11 protein-coding genes and 2 pseudogenes are annotated in these 14541 nt (G+C 73.9%); 7 read left to right on the top strand and 6 right to left on the bottom strand.

Annotation, left to right across the window (positions count from 1 at the left end):
* Nucleotides 1-72: 72 nt before the first annotated feature.
* The 4 genes and pseudogenes from ABD374_RS04765 to ABD374_RS04750 form a co-directional block, all read right to left on the bottom strand.
* Entirely contained in the window at nt 73-414 is a 342-nt protein-coding gene (locus ABD374_RS04765; RefSeq protein ID WP_344491118.1) for a hypothetical protein, read from the bottom strand.
* A 208-nt stretch (nt 415-622) separates the two neighbouring features.
* Nucleotides 623-937: pseudogene (locus tag ABD374_RS04760) on the bottom strand (VOC family protein); the annotation flags it as partial.
* Between the two features lie 13 nt (nt 938-950).
* Nucleotides 951-1664: pseudogene (locus ABD374_RS04755) on the bottom strand (amidohydrolase family protein); the annotation flags it as partial.
* 221 nt (nt 1665-1885) lie between these two features.
* A complete protein-coding gene (locus ABD374_RS04750) occupies nt 1886-3283 on the bottom strand; it encodes a tetratricopeptide repeat protein (protein WP_344491115.1) in 1398 nt (465 codons plus the stop codon).
* 243 nt (nt 3284-3526) lie between these two features.
* On the opposite strand from ABD374_RS04750, the gene ABD374_RS04745 reads away from it, so the two are divergent.
* The 7 genes from ABD374_RS04745 (at nt 3527) to ABD374_RS04715 (ending at nt 12110) form a co-directional block, all read left to right on the top strand.
* A complete protein-coding gene (locus tag ABD374_RS04745) occupies nt 3527-5056 on the top strand; it encodes an MFS transporter (RefSeq protein ID WP_344491112.1) in 1530 nt (509 codons plus the stop codon).
* 185 nt (nt 5057-5241) lie between these two features.
* Nucleotides 5242-7062 carry a gamma-glutamyltransferase family protein gene (locus ABD374_RS04740; RefSeq protein WP_344491109.1) on the top strand — a complete coding sequence of 607 codons (1821 nt, stop codon included), beginning with the start codon at nt 5242-5244 and terminating at the stop codon, nt 7060-7062.
* A gap of 63 nt (nt 7063-7125) precedes the next feature.
* Nucleotides 7126-7941, top strand: coding sequence for an inositol monophosphatase family protein (locus ABD374_RS04735; protein ID WP_344491410.1), 816 nt, complete (start codon nt 7126-7128; stop codon nt 7939-7941).
* Between the two features lie 161 nt (nt 7942-8102).
* Nucleotides 8103-9530 (top strand): phytoene desaturase family protein, encoded by a 1428-nt coding sequence (locus ABD374_RS04730; protein WP_344491106.1) that lies wholly within the window; start codon nt 8103-8105, stop codon nt 9528-9530.
* Nucleotides 9527-10048 carry an O-acetyl-ADP-ribose deacetylase gene (locus tag ABD374_RS04725; protein WP_344491103.1) on the top strand — a complete coding sequence of 174 codons (522 nt, stop codon included), beginning with the start codon at nt 9527-9529 and terminating at the stop codon, nt 10046-10048. Before ABD374_RS04730 ends, ABD374_RS04725 begins: the two co-directional genes overlap by 4 nt.
* A 50-nt stretch (nt 10049-10098) precedes the next feature.
* On the top strand, nt 10099-11562 hold the full coding sequence (locus ABD374_RS04720; protein ID WP_344491101.1) for an AlkA N-terminal domain-containing protein: 1464 nt from the start codon (nt 10099-10101) through the stop codon (nt 11560-11562).
* Between the two features lie 11 nt (nt 11563-11573).
* Complete coding sequence (locus ABD374_RS04715) at nt 11574-12110, top strand: methylated-DNA--[protein]-cysteine S-methyltransferase (protein ID WP_344491098.1); 537 nt, start codon at nt 11574-11576, stop codon at nt 12108-12110.
* Here ABD374_RS04715 and ABD374_RS04710 read toward each other — a convergent pair.
* Both ABD374_RS04710 and ABD374_RS04705 read right to left on the bottom strand, forming a co-directional pair.
* Nucleotides 12107-13297, bottom strand: a complete 1191-nt coding sequence (locus ABD374_RS04710) for a hypothetical protein (protein ID WP_344491095.1) — start codon at nt 13295-13297, stop codon at nt 12107-12109. The two genes, ABD374_RS04715 and ABD374_RS04710, sit on opposite strands and share 4 nt — an antisense overlap.
* Nucleotides 13298-13470: 173 nt before the next feature.
* Nucleotides 13471-14532: an ADP-ribosylglycohydrolase family protein gene (locus ABD374_RS04705; protein WP_344491092.1), complete on the bottom strand. Its 1062-nt coding sequence runs from the start codon at nt 14530-14532 to the stop codon at nt 13471-13473.
* Between the last annotated feature and the right edge of the window lie 9 nt (nt 14533-14541).

Below are 14541 nucleotides of genomic sequence, written 5' to 3'. Positions count from 1 at the left end.
GAGGGTGGTCCGGGTTGTCTGTGACCCCGTGAGAGGCGGCTCGTTGTCCGAAAACGGACCCTGGGCGCCGGATCAAGCCGTCGTGGCGCTGTTTCCGCCCCTGTGCTCCCCTGTTGTGGTACGCGAGCCGGCGGTGGTCCGTCGTACGGCAGGCGGCGGGAGGTCCGCGTGGACGGAACGGACCGGATCGGGTCTACGAGAGAGCCGGGGGCCTCCGGGGCGCAGCCGCTGCGCCCCGCCGTCGGACGGCTCGCTGTCCGTGGAGGCGATCTTGCGGAGGACGTCCACGGCGGTCACGAGGCAGGTCCTTCGGTCGTCGTCGATGTTGATGCGGAGCCGGTACGGAGCCGTGAGGCGGGCGAGCGGGTTCATGGCCGGGGCCGGGGCCGGGGCCGGGGCCGGGGCCGGGGGCACGACGGGGACCGGGGGCGCGGCGGGGACCGGGGGCGCGGCGGGCGGTCAGGGCGTCGACAGGAGTGCCGCGCCCCCCGGGGTTCGGGAGGGGAGCGTCGGTCAGACCGGCGGGGCGACGAACACGCCGCGGTCGACGTCGTTGAAGGATTCCTTGATCGGCTCGTTCATGGGGTCGGCGGTGCCCCACTGGTCGGTGACCTCGGGCTTAGCCGCCGCCGGGGGTGTCGACGGGGCCCGGCCGCGAGATCAGCTGGACGCCGCCGGCGAGCAGGCGTTCGGCGAGGGTGTCGACGTCCGCGGGGTCCGCGGCGCCGTAGGAGACGAGGTCGAGGCGCTTCTCCTCGGCCTCGCGCAGCCGTACGACGTACTGCTCCGGGGAGCCCTCGGCGGCCAGGAAGGCGATGCCGGAGTCCTCGGCGGCCTTGGTCAGGTCCCAGACGCCCGCGTAGAAGTCCAGCTGCTTGTCGTAGTCGGGCACGGCGAGGCCGACGTGCCGCGGACGGGTGAGCAGACGTGTGTTCAAGGCGGGTTCCTCCTCAGGCGAGGGCGAGGTTGAGCAGGGCGCAGGCGTTGCCGCCGCGTACGGCGTCGAAGTCGGGTCCGGGCAGCCGCGCGGCGCGCAGGGCGGCCACGGGGTCCTCGGTGCCCATGTCGAAGGGGAAGTCCGAGCCGCGCAGCACCCGGTCCGGGCCGGCGACGCGGACCAACTCGCGCAGCACGTGGGGGTCGTGGACGAGCGAGTCGAAGTACAGACGCCTGAGGCAGCTGCTCGGCAGGTGCGCGCAGCCGGCGCCCGCGTCGGAGCGGGCCGACCACGCGTGGTCGGAGCGGCCGATGTGGGTGGGCAGGTAGCCGCCCCCGTGCGCCGCGACCAGCTCCAGGCCGGGGTGGCGGTCCAGCACGCCGGAGAAGATGAGGTGGGACAGGGCGACGGCGTTCTCGGTGGGCTGGCCGACGGTGTTGGACAGGTACCACCGGTCGAGGCGCTCGTCGAGCGTGCACCCGAACGGGTGCAGGAAGACGACCGCGCCCGTCTCCTCGGCCCGCGTCCAGAAGGGCGCGTAGGCCGGGTCGGAGAGTTCCCGCCCCGGTGCGTGGCTGGAGATCTCCACTCCCGACAGCCCCTGCGCCAGGGCGTGGTCGAGCGCGCGCACCACGAGGTGCGGATGCTGGAGGGGTACGAGCCCCAGCCCGCGCAACCGGTCGGGAGCGGCCGAGGAGTGTGCGGCCGTCGTCTCGTTGGCGGTCCGGCGCCGAGCATCACCGTCGCGTCACAGGAGCTGACCGTCTGGACGTCGGGCACCTGGACCCTCGTTCCCGGGAGGTGCACCTTCGCGACGGCGCGCACGTCCCGGAGCGTCACCGCGCAGCGGACCCTCACCCTCGGCTGACCGCCGTCCGCACCCGTGCGCGTGACGTCCTCCTGCCCGCAGGGGAACGTCACGCGCCGCGCGTACGCACCGGGCCGGGATCAGGCCGACGCCTGGGCGGCGGCGCGCTCCCTGGAGGCCGCGGCGCGTACGGGATCGCCGAGGGCCTCCTCCAGGCGGGCCTGGGCCGACCAGTTGTACGGACAGACCGGGCGCAGCTGGATGCGCTCGCTCAGCAGCGTACGCGCGAGGCCCGTCCGCCGGGCGCGCAAGGACGCCTCCACGAGGGTGCGCTGGACGGCGTCCCGCTGGGCGTGGCTGCCGCCGAACGCGTTGAGCCGGTCGCGCACCGGGAGCAGGAGGTCCACGGCCTTGTCGTACTCGCCTTTCCCGTAGGCGATCAGCGCCCGGCAGACCGGGAGGCCGATCTGCGCGGTCATGTCGCGGTTGGAGACACGGGGATCCGCCCCGGCCGCCCACCTCTGCCGGTCCCGCACCAGGCGCTCGGCTTCCGTGACGCGGCCGGCGCCCACGTAGGCCATGACGGCATGGGTGTCGTTGAACGCGTAGTGGGCCCCGACGCCGCGGCTCTCCCAGGCGTCGGCCAGCCGGTTCCACCGTGCGCTCTGGTCGTTCCGCGCGAGGTACAGCCGCCACAGCAGGGCGGAGGCGTCCAGCAGCTCCATCGCCACGGCCGAAGAGCCCTGGTGGTGCAGGGAGGCGTCGTAGATCTCGAGCACGCGGGCGGTGTCACCGGATTCCAGCGCGAACAGGGCGTAGTGCCACCAGTTGTGAACGGTCAGGAGCGTGCCGTGCGCCCAGTCCTCGCTGCGGGCGTCGAGGAAGCGGACTCCGTCCTTGAAGCGGCCGCGCATCTCGTACGTGTGCACCACGCCGTGGATGCCCCAGACGTCGTGCGGGTGGCGGGCCAGGGCCGCCAGGCCGACCTGTTCCGCCCGCTCGTAGTGTCCGCTCTCCTCCAGGCCGAAGGCGTACATGCCGAGCAGCGGACCGCGGTGCGGGTCGTCCTCGTCCCAGGCGCCGAGCGCGCCGCCGACGCGGTCCCGCAGGCGCGGGGCGTTGCCGGTGAGGAAGTCGGCCTGGTGGCCGGTGAACAGCGCCAGCGCGTCGTGGGGGTGATCGGTCGTGATGCCGCCGAGCAGGGCGCCGGCGCCGTGGACGTCACCGTCGAGCCAGGCGGTCGCGGCGGCGAGGTGCATCCGTTCGCGGGGTGTCAGCTCGTCCTCGTCGAGGCCGGACCGGAACCGGGCGAGGGCCGGCCGTGCCGCGGCCGCGTCCTTCTCCTCGGTGCCCAGCACCCCGAGATAGGCGAGGAAGACGTGCCCCATGACGGACCGGGGCGAGGCCGCGAGCACCGACGTGGCCGTGTCGAGAACGCGCGGCCGGAAGAAGAGCAGGTCGTCCACGGCTTGTTCGTACTTCAGGAGGGCGTCGGCGCCGGTGTGGCTCATGCGCTGTCCGTGACGGTCCGCTGTCATTGCTCGCTCCCGGGAGGCGGTGGTCGGTACGGATGCGGCGGCGCCGGTCCGCAGACCGGCCCGCCCCGGTGACTGCCCACGCCGTGCGCCCGGGGAACGCCCCGCCGCCCCCTCCTCCCGCCGTTCACTCCCCGGGGTCACGGCGGAGCCGCGCCACGCCGGCGGGGAGGCGGGACCGGACCTGGTGCGTGGCGGCCCGGAAAGATTGGTTAGGCTCACCTAAGTAATCTTCGAGGGAGATCCATGACGACCATGACCGAGCAGACGCCCCGCACAGCCCAGGGGCACCCCAGACGCTGGCTCATCCTGGGCGTGATCTGCCTGTCGCAGCTCGTGGTGATCCTCGACAACACCATCCTCAACGTCGCCGTCCCCACCCTCACCCGGGATCTGGGCGCCTCTGCCGCCGACGTCCAGTGGATCATCAACTCCTATGCGCTCGTCCAGTCCGGCCTGCTGCTCACCGCGGGGGGCGCGGCGGACCGCTACGGCCGCAAGAAGATGCTCCTGACCGGACTGGTGCTGTTCGGTCTCGGCTCGCTGGCCGCCGGAATCGCCCAGTCCACCGGCCAGTTGATCGCCGCCCGGGCCGGAATGGGCGTGGGCGCGGCGCTGCTGCTGACCACCACGCTCGCAGTGGCGCTCCAGGTCTTTCCCGAGCCGGAACGCGTCAGGGCCATCGGGATCTGGGCAGCCGTCAACGCGCTGGGCTTCGCCGCCGGGCCACTGGCCGGCGGAGTGGTCCTCGCCCACTTCTGGTGGGGGGCGCTGTTCCTGGTCAACCTGCCGGTCGTCGTGCTCGGCGTGGTGGCGGCCGCCGTCCTGGTGCCGGAGAGCTCCGCCCCGCGCAGCGCCCGGCCCGACCTCCCGGGCGCGCTGCTGTCCACGATCGGCATGGCGTCCGTGGTCTACGTCGTCATCGCGGGGCCCGAACACGGCTGGACCTCGCGTCCGGTCCTCGTGGGCGCCGTCCTCGCCGCCGTCTCCGCGATCGCCTTCGTACGGTGGGAACACCGCACCCCGCACCCCATGCTCGACCTCGGGTTCTTCCGGAACCGTACCTTCACCGGGGCCGTCACCGGAGCGCTGCTGATCACCTTCGGCAGCGGCGGAGCCCTGTATCTGCTCACGCAGCAGCTGCAGTTCGTACTGGGGTACGAGCCGTTGGAGGCGGGGCTGCGTACGGCCCCGTTCGCCCTGACCGTCGTCCTGCTGAACTTCACCGGCGTCGCCGCCCGCGTGAGCCGGGCCCTGGGCATCCCCGGTTCCGTGGCCCTCGGCATGGGGCTGCTCGCGGCCGGCCTGGTGGCCGTCGCGGTGCTGGGCGCGCGGGGCTCCGGGTACGGGGGGATGCTCGGCGGGCTGGTCCTGATGGGCATGGGCTGCGCGCTCGCCAACCCGGCCATGGCGGTGGCGGTCCTGAACGCGATACCGCGCGAGAAGGCCGGCATCGGCGCCGGGATCGAGGGCACCGTCACGGAGTTCGGCAACGGCCTCGGCGTCGCCGTCCTCGGCGCGGTGCTCAACTCCCGTTTCGCCGCGCTCATACCGGTCTCGGCGGCCTCGCTCCCGGCCGCCCTGGGCGCCGCCGGCTCCGAGTACGAACGGCAGCGGATCACCGACGCCTTCGCCTCCGGCGTGGAGACCGGCCAGCTGGCTGGTGCGGCGGCGGTGCTCCTCGGAGGGCTGTTCGCGGCGGCGCTCCTGCGCCGGGCGGAGAAGCACGCGGTCTCCGCCGCGAGCGGGCCGTCCACCGAGGCGGCGTCCGCCTGACCCCGGCAGCGGCCGGCGGCGCGGGCCGGCGGCCGTGAATCCGCGGCCCCGTGTCGAAAAGCTCACGCGACCGACTCCTTCCGGATCACCGGCGCCCGGCGGATCATGAGAGCCGACGGGACCCGACAGGACCGGCCGACGGGACCCGACAGGACCGGCCGACGGCCCGGACAGTGAGGTGAGAGATGCGGTTCACCACCCGGCCCACCCTCCAGGGCACCTTCGGCATGGTGTCCTCCACCCACTGGCTCGCCTCGCAGTCCGCGATGGCCGTCCTGGAGGACGGCGGCAACGCCTACGACGCCGCCGTCGCCGCCGGCTTCGTCCTGCACGTCGTCGAGCCGCACCTCAACGGACCCGCGGGCGAAGTGCCGGTCGTCCTCGCCCCGGCGGGCGGGCGGGTGCGGGTGCTCTGCGGGCAGGGGCCCGCGCCGACGGGCGCGAGCGCCGCCCACTACCGCGCCCTGGGGCTCGGTCTCGTACCCGGGACCGGACCGCTGGCCGCCGCCGTGCCGGGGGCGTTCGACGCGTGGATGCTCCTGCTGCGCGACTACGGCACCAAGTCGCTCGGCGAGGTGCTGCGGTACGCCATCGGGTACGCCGAGGACGGGCACCCGCCCGTCGAACGGGTCGGCGAGACCGTGGAGACCGTGCGCGCGCTCTTCGAGCAGGAGTGGACCTCGTCCGCCGAGGTGTACCTGCCGGGCGGCAGGGCGCCCGCTCCGGGCGAGCTCTTCCGCAACCCCGCTCTCGCCGCCACCTGGCGCCGCGTGATCACCGAGGCCGAGGCGGCGGGCGGCACCGGCCGCGTGGCGCAGATCGACGCCGCGCGCGCGGTGTGGCGCGAGGGGTTCATAGCCGAGGCGCTGGTACGGCAGGCCGCCCGCCCCACGCTGGACACCAGCGGCGCCCGGCACACGGGGACGCTGACCGCGGCGGACCTGGCCTGTTGGTCCGCGACGTACGAGGCGCCCGTCACGTACGACTGGAACGGCTGGACGCTGTGCAAGCCCGGCGGCTGGAGCCAGGGACCCGCCTTCCTCCAGCAGCTCGCACTGCTGCCGCCCGAACTGCCCGCCCACGGCTCCGCCGAGTACGTGCACCTGCTCATCGAGGGGTGCAAGCTGGCGATGGCCGACCGGGAGGCCTGGTACGGCGACGCCGCCGAGGTGCCGGTCGACGCGCTGCTCTCGGCCTCGTACAACAGCGGGCGCCGCGCCCTCGTGGGGGAGGAGACGTCGCTGGAACTGCGGCCCGGCAGCCCGGACGGGCGTACGCCCGTGCTCGGCGCGCACGCGCTCGCCGTCGCCGCCGGGGCGCCGGGCTCCGACGCCTTGGGCGCCGAGGCCGCTGCCGCCGCGGGCGCCGGTGAGCCGACCGTCGCCGAGGACGGCGCCACCCTTGGCGACACCTGCCACCTGGACGTCGTCGACCGCTGGGGCAACATGGTCGCGGCCACCCCGAGCGGCGGCTGGCTCCAGTCCAACCCGGTCGTCCCCGAGCTGGGCTTCCCGCTCGGCACGCGGCTCCAGATGGCCTGGCTGGACGAGGGACTGCCGAACACGCTCACGCCCGGACGACGGCCGCGTACGACGCTGACGCCCTCCCTCGCGCTGCGGGACGGGGTGCCGGTGATGGCCTTCGGCACACCCGGCGGTGACCAGCAGGACCAGTGGCAGCTCCACTTCTTCCTCGCGGTCGCGCTCGGGGCGTCCCCGGTGCGGGGCGGTCTCGACCTGCAAGGCGCCGTCGACGCGCCCAACTGGCACAACGACTCCTTTCCCGGTTCCTTCTACCCGCGCGGGATGAGGCCGGGCAGTGTGACCGTCGAGTCGCGCATGGACGCGGACGTCGTCGGGGAGCTGCGGCGTCGCGGCCATGACGTGACGGTCGGCGGGCCGTGGTCGGAGGGGCGGCTGTGCGCGGTCGCGCGGGACCCGGAGACGGGTGTGCTGTCCGCCGCGGCGAACCCCAGGGGAATGCAGGGTTACGCGGTCGGGCGGTGACGTCACCGCGGGTTGTCGGCGTGGTTCAGCGTTGTCGGCGGGGCGTGCTTTGCTGGAGGCATGATGATCGATGACACGTTGCCCGACGTCGAAGAGGCCCTGCGCAAGGCGGCTGCCGCCGAGATCCTGCCGCGGTACCGGCAGCTCGCCGCGCACGAGATCGTCGAGAAGACCGGGCCGCACGACCTGGTCACCATCGCCGACCGGCAGGCCGAGGAGCACCTCACCGCGTCCCTGACCCGGCTCCTGCCCGGCTCCGTGGTCGTGGGGGAGGAGGCGGTCCACGAGGACCCGGCGGTGTACGACGCGCTGCGGGGCGACGCGCCGGTGTGGATCGTGGACCCGGTGGACGGGACCCGGCAGTTCGTGCGCGGGGAGACGGGGTTCTGCACGCTGGTCGCCCTCGCCCACCGGGGCGAGGTGCTCGCCTCGTGGACGTACGCGCCCGTGCTCGACGAGATGGCCGTCGCGGTGCGGGGCGGCGGGGCGCGGCTGAACGGTGAGGCGCTGCGGGCGGGGGTGCCGGGAACGGGCGCGACGCTGCGGGTCGCCACCTCGCACCCCGACTTCACGACGGAGCAGCAGAAGACGGCGCTGCTCGGGCTGAACGTCAAGGGCGTCGACGCGCGGCCCTGCGGGTCGGCCGGGCTGGAGTACCTGGCAGTGGCGCGGGGGGACCTGGACGCGGTGGCGTTCTCCTGGGAGCTGGCCTGGGACCACGCGGCGGGGCTGCTGCTGGTCGAGGAGGCCGGCGGATCGCACATGACGGTCGCGGGGGAGCGGTTCCGGTTGGCGGGGGGCAACGCACTGCCGTTCACGGCCGCGCGGGACACGGCCACGGTGGCGCGGGTGGCCGGACTTCTGAGGGGCGGGGCGTAGCGGTGGGGCGGTTGCGGCCGCCGGGGCCGGCGGGAGCGGTGGCGGGGGCCGTCCCCCTCCCGTCGCCCTCCGCCCCCGCGGCCGGGAATATCCTGAGGCCGAACATCCCGAGGCCGAACATCCCGAAACTTCTGGCCATCGGCTGACGAAGGAGTCCGAAGGTGCCGTCGATGCTCGATGCCGTCGTCGTAGGGGCGGGGCCCAACGGACTGACCGCCGCTGTCGAACTCGCCCGCCGGGGCTTCTCGGTACAGCTGTTCGAGGCGCTGGACACCGTGGGGGGAGGCGCCAGGACCGAGGAGCTCACGCTGCCCGGGTTCCGGCACGACCCCTGTTCCGCCGTACACCCGCTCGGCGCGGGGTCGCCGGCCTTCAACGCCATGCCGCTGGACCGGTACGGACTGGAGTGGCTGCACCCCGAACTGCCCATGGCCCACCCGTGGGACGACGGCACCGCAGCGGTGCTGTCGCGGTCGGTCGCCGAGACCGCCGCTTCCTTCGGCGCGCGCGACGCCGGGAGGTACCGGCGGCTGGTCGCTCCCTACAGGGGGAAGTGGGACACACTGGCCCGGGACTTCATGTCGCTGCCGCTGAGCGCGCTGCCGCGCGATCCGGTCACCCTGGCCCGGTTCGGCGTCGATGGACTGCCGCCCAGCACCTGGCTGATGCGCCGGTTCCGGGACGACAGGGCGCGGGCGCTCTTCGCCGGGCTCGTCGCGCATGTCATCGCGCCGCTCGGCGGCCTCGCGACGAGCGCGGTGGGACTGGTCTTCGCGCTGGCCGCGCACGCCGGCGGCTGGCCGATGCCGCGCGGCGGGTCGCAGTCGATCTCGGACGCGCTCGCGGCGTACCTGCGCGACCTCGGCGGCGTGGTGCACACCGGGTACGAAGTGAAGCGGCTGGACGACCTGCCGCCCGCGCGCGCGTACGTCTTCGACACCTCGCCCACCGCGCTGGCGCGCATCGCCGGTCTGGGGCGGGCGTACGAGAGGTACCGGTACGGCGCGAGTGTGTTCAAGATCGACTACGCGCTGGACGGGCCGGTGCCCTGGACGGCCGGGGAGGCCCGGCGGGCCGGCACCGTCCAAGTCGGGCCGAGCAGCCGGGAGATCGGTACCGCGCTGCGGCAGGCCGCGAGCGGCACACCACCCGAGACGCCGTTCCTGATCACCGCTCAGCCGAGCCTGGTCGACCCTTCCCGTGCCCCGGAGGGCAAGCACGTCTTCTGGGCGTACGGGCACGTCCCGCACGCCTGGGACGGCGACCTGACGGGGGCCGTCGAGCGCCAGATCGAGCGTTTCGCGCCCGGCTTCCGCGACCGGGTGCTCGCACGCGCCGTCGCCGGGCCGCCGCAGCTCGCGCAGCGCAACGCCAACTACGTGGGCGGGGACATCGCGTGCGGCGCGGCGTCGGGACTCCAGCTGATGCTGCGGCCGAAGGTGTCCCTCTTCCCGTACGCGACGCCGCATCCGTCGGTCTTCATCTGTTCGTCCGCGACACCGCCGGGGCCGGGCGTGCACGGGATGTCGGGGCACAACGCGGCGAAGGCGGTCTGGCGGCGGCTGCGTTCCGAGGGAACCGGCTCATGACGGCCCTCACGCTGGTGCGCGGCGACATCACCGAGCAGCACGTCGACGCCGTCGTCAACGCCGCCAACTCCTCCCTGCTGGGCGGCGGCGGCGTCGACGGCGCCATCCACCGCGGGGGCGGGCCGGAGATCCTGGCCGACTGCCGCCGGCTGCGCGCCTCCCGCTACGGGAAGGGGCTGCCGACCGGACGGGCCGTCGCCACGACGGCGGGGCGGCTGGACGCGCAGTGGGTGATCCACACGGTCGGGCCCGTGTGGCAGCCCGACCGGGACCAGTCGGAACTGCTGGCTTCCTGCTACCGCGAATCGCTGCGCGTGGCACGGGAGCTGGGTGCGAGGAGCGTCGCGTTCCCCGCCGTCTCCACCGGTATTTTCCGGTGGCCGATGGACGACGCGGCGCGTATCGCCGTCCGTGCGGTCCGGGAGGCGGCCGGCGAGCCGGTCGCCGAGGTGCGGTTCGTCCTCTTCGACGAGAGGGCGTACGCGGCCTTCGAGACGGCCCTGGCAGCCGCACCTTGATGTCGGATTCTCGCCAGCCGCCGGCGTGCGGCGTGCCCGATGCTTGAGCCATGCACACCGACACCGAGCGCTGCGTACGCGCCGTGCGGTCCAAGGACTCGCGCTTCGACGGCTGGTTCTTCACCGCGGTCCTGACCACCCGGATCTACTGCCGCCCCAGCTGTCCGGTCGTGCCGCCCAAGACCGAGAACATGACCTTCTACCCGAGCGCGGCCGCCTGCCAGCAGGCCGGATTCCGGGCCTGCAAGCGCTGCCGGCCCGACACCGCCCCCGGCTCCCCGCAGTGGAACGCCCGCGCCGATGCCGTCGCCCGCGCGATGCGCCTGATCGGTGACGGTGTCGTCGACCGCGAGGGCGTGCCGGGGCTCGCCGCCCGGCTCGGCTACAGCACCCGCCAGATCGAGAGGCAGCTGCGGGCCGAGCTGGGCGCCGGACCGCTCGCCCTCGCCCGGGCCCAGCGCGCCCAGACCGCCCGCCTGCTCATCGAGACGACCCCGCTGCCCATGGCGGACGTCGCCTTCGCCGCCGGGTTCTCGTCGGTACGTACGTTCAACGACACCGTCCGCGAGGTCTTCGCGCTCTCCCCCGGCGAGCTGCGCAGCCGCGGCCGCAAGCAGCCGCAGACCCCCGGCGCGCTCTCCCTGCGGCTGCCGTTCCGCGCCCCGCTCAACCCCGCCAATCTCTTCGGCCACCTCGCCGCGACCGCCGTGCCCGGCGTCGAGGAGTGGCGCGACGGCGCCTACCGGCGCACGCTCGCCCTCCCGTACGGGCACGGCACCGTGGCCCTCACCCCGCACCCCGACCACATCGGCTGCCTGCTCTCGCTCACCGACCTGCGTGACCTGGCCATCGCCATCAGCCACTGCCGCCGCCTGCTCGACCTCGACGCCGACTCGGTCGCCGTCGACGACCAGCTGCGCACCGACCCCCTGCTCGCCCCGCTCGTCGACAAGGCCCCCGGGCGCCGGGTGCCGCGTACGACCGACGCGGCGGAGTTCGCGGTACGCGCGGTGCTCGGCCAGCAGGTCTCGACGGCCGCCGCCCGCACCCACGCGGCCCGCCTGGTCACCGCGCACGGCACCCCGGTCGACGATCCGGCCGGCGGGCTCACCCACCTCTTCCCGGACCCCGCCGCGCTCGCCGGACTCGACCCCGGGTCGCTGGCCCTGCCGCGCAGCCGCCGCACCACCCTGACGACGCTGGTCTCCTCGCTCGCCGACGGCACGCTGAAGCTCGGCATCGGCAGCGACTGGGAGCGGGCCCGCGCCCAGCTCGCGGCGCTGCCCGGCTTCGGGCCCTGGACGGTCGAGATGATCGCGATGCGCGCGCTCGGAGACCCCGACGCGTTCCTGCCCACCGACCTCGGGATCCGGCGGGCCGCGCGGGAGCTGGGCCTGCCGTCCACACCGGCGGCGTTCACGGCGCGGGCGGCCGCCTGGCGGCCGTGGCGGGCGTACGCCGTCCAGTACCTGTGGGCCACCGACGACCATCCCGTCAACCACCTCCCGGCATGAGGAGCACGACCATGAGGCAGCACCGCGTCGTCGACAGCCCGTACGGTCCGCTGACGCTGGTCGCCACCGACGGCAGGCTGTCGGGGCTCTACATGACCGAGCAGCGCCACCGGCCGCCGGAGGAGTCCTTCGGCGACCGGAATCCGAGGATTCTCGGGGAAGCCGTCCGCCAGCTCGACGCCTGCTTCACGGGTGGGTTGAAGGAGTTCGACCTGGCGCCGGCCCTGGACGGCACGCCGTTCCAGCGCGGCGTCTGGGCCCGGCTCCAGCAGATCCCGTACGGCGAGACCCGGACGTACGGCGAACTGGCCGAGAGCCTCGGCAACCCGGCCGCCTCCCGCGCGGTCGGCCTCGCCAACGGCAGGAACCCGGTCGGCATCGTGGTCCCGTGTCACCGCGTCGTCGGCGCCGCGGGCGGCCTCACCGGCTACGGCGGCGGCCTGGACCGCAAGCGGAGGCTGCTGGCGTTCGAGGCGGGCGGGGCGGGGGCCGGGGGGGCGGCTGTTCTAGACCCCGCCGGCCCCTCCGCACCCCGCCCCGCGGCCTAGTCGGCGATCGGCGTGAACGGGGTGGGGGGCAGACCCGTCCACCGGTGCAGGACCGCCCGGGCCGTCTGCTTCGTCACGCCGTCCTCCACCACCGTGCCCGCCTCGGTGAGGTAGAAGCGGCCGTCGTCGAGCGAGACCAGACCGTACTGGCCACTGGACTCCCAGCCGTAGACGCCGGAAGGCGCGTGGTGCAGCCCCTGCCGGAGCAGCGGCAGGTGCCAGCCGCTCGTGGGCTCCGGCTGGCCGGTGATCCTCCCGTAGGCCGGCCGCTTCGAACCGTCGGCGACGAAGAGCGAGTAGTTCGGGAACTGCGGCTTCGCGCCCTTGTAGACGGCCATCAGCCAGTTGCCCGTGTGCGCGTCGTACTCCAGGTTCTGCACGCCGTACCGGGTGTTGCCGGTGCGCACGAAGTACTTGCCGTCGACGCGCGGGGGGCCACTGGTGTGCGGGGCGCTCTCGGGCAGCGGGCGCTCGTACGTGCGCCACTTGGCCACGTCGTACTGGAGCAGGACCTGGTGGTCGTTGTCCTGTCGCTTGACGTTCGAGTAGATGCCGTACGCGACGGTCAGGACGTCCTTGCCGGCCTTGGCCCGGCCCCCCCGGTCCAGCTCGGGCCCGAAGGTCACTCCGTCGATCCCGCTGCAGCCGTACCGGTGGTCGGGGGTGTTCGCGGTGTCGCCGTCGAACTTCCCGTCCCCGTCCATGTCGGCCGTGTAGTCGTCCACGACCTCCTGGAGGTGGACCGTCGACACGACGTCGCTGGTGTGCGCGTCCATGTCCATGCGGTCGATCCGGTCCACGTCGAGGACCGCGATGTAGAAGGCCTTCGCCGCCTTGTACTCCAGTGAGCCGTAGACCCGGCCGTCCTTCTCGTTGAGGTCCAGGTCGCCGAGGTGCCCGGTGAACCCGGACACGGAGCCCACCGGATCGCCGCGCAGGTCGGTCTTGACGAGGAGGTTGGTGAAGGAGAAGTACATGAACCCCTTGCGGCGGTCCACCGCCACGCCCTGCACGTGTCCGGCCTTCCAGGCGCCGCCCCTTATCTCGGCGGGCAGGTGCCTCGCCTTGGCCGACCGGTCCGCCGCCGCGGACGCGGAGGGCTCCGCCGCGCCGGCCGCGAGGGCGCCCTGGGCCACAAGGGTCCCAGCGGCGAGGGCAGTCAGGACTCCGCCAACGAATGGGCGCATGAGGCTCTCCGGATTTCGTCGAGGACTGAAGCGGAAGAAGCAGTGAAGGAGCGGGCGCTGCTGGGCATGTTAGGCCGCGCCGTGGTCCACCCGGTGCACTCCGGCGCAACACCGGGTGAAGGCGTCGGGGCAGCGGACCGTGGAGGGCGCCGGGACGGGCGGGCAGGTGTGGTTCAGCCGAGCGCCAGCCGGGCCGTACGGTCCGCCAGTTCGCTGATCCGCACCCCGTCGAAGCCGAACACCGCGCTGCGCACCGTGTCCTCCAGCGGCCGGGTCCACTGCGGCCCGATCCCGGCCGTCCCGCACAGCACCCCGGCCACCGAACCCGCCGTCGCGCCGTTGGAGTCGGTGTCCAGGCCGCCGCGCACGGTGAGCGTGACGGTCCGGGTGAAGTCGCCGTCGCCGTACAGCAGTCCGGCCGTGATGACGGCGGCGTTCGGGACGGCGTGGATCCAGCCGAGGCCGCCGGTCTCCTCCTCCATCTCGGCGAGCGTGTCCTCCCAGGCCACCCCGGCCGCGTGCAGGGCGGCGGTGTGACGGACCGTACGGGCGAGACGGCTGCTCGCGGGTACGCGCTCCAGCGCCGCCTCCAGCGCGGCGCGCGGCCCCGGCGCGGTGAACGCGGCGGCGATCAGCGCCGCCGCCCACATCGCGCCGTACACGCCGTTGCCGGTGTGCGAGAGCACGGCGTCGCGGCGGGCGAGCGCGGCCGCCCGGTTCGGGTCGCCGGGGTTGGTCCAGCCGAAGATGTCGGCGCGGATGAGGGCGCCGATCCACTCCTGGTACGGATTCTCGTAGGTGGCCGTCAGCGGCGGCCTGAGGCCGTTCGCGAGATTGCGGTACGCCGCCCGCTCGGCGGTGAAGGTCTGCAGATACGGCAGCCGCAGCAGCCACAGCTCACCGACCTCCTCGGTGGTGAACGCGAACCCGTGGGTCTCCAGGAGATGCAGCCCGAGGATCGCGTAGTCGACGTCGTCGTCCCGGCAGCTGCCGCTGATCCGGCCGCGTACGCAGTGCGGCCATTCCGGGCGCAGTTCGAGACCGGCCGCGGCCGGCGGGGGCTCGGGCAGGTAGTCGTTGAGGGGGAGCGCACCGGTGAGCCGCAGGTAGCGGTCGATCCGTGCTCGCGTCCAGTAGTCGCCGCGCTCCACGGGCTTGCCGAGCATGTTGCCGGCGATTCGGCCCAGCCAGCCGCCGAGAATCCGGTCGGCGGTGTGCGTGCGGTGTGGCGTCATGCGTCGGCT

The organism is Streptomyces enissocaesilis, assembly GCF_039533765.1.
Lineage (GTDB): Bacteria > Actinomycetota > Actinomycetes > Streptomycetales > Streptomycetaceae > Streptomyces > Streptomyces enissocaesilis.
This window is presented reverse-complemented; position numbering and strand designations above follow the sequence as displayed.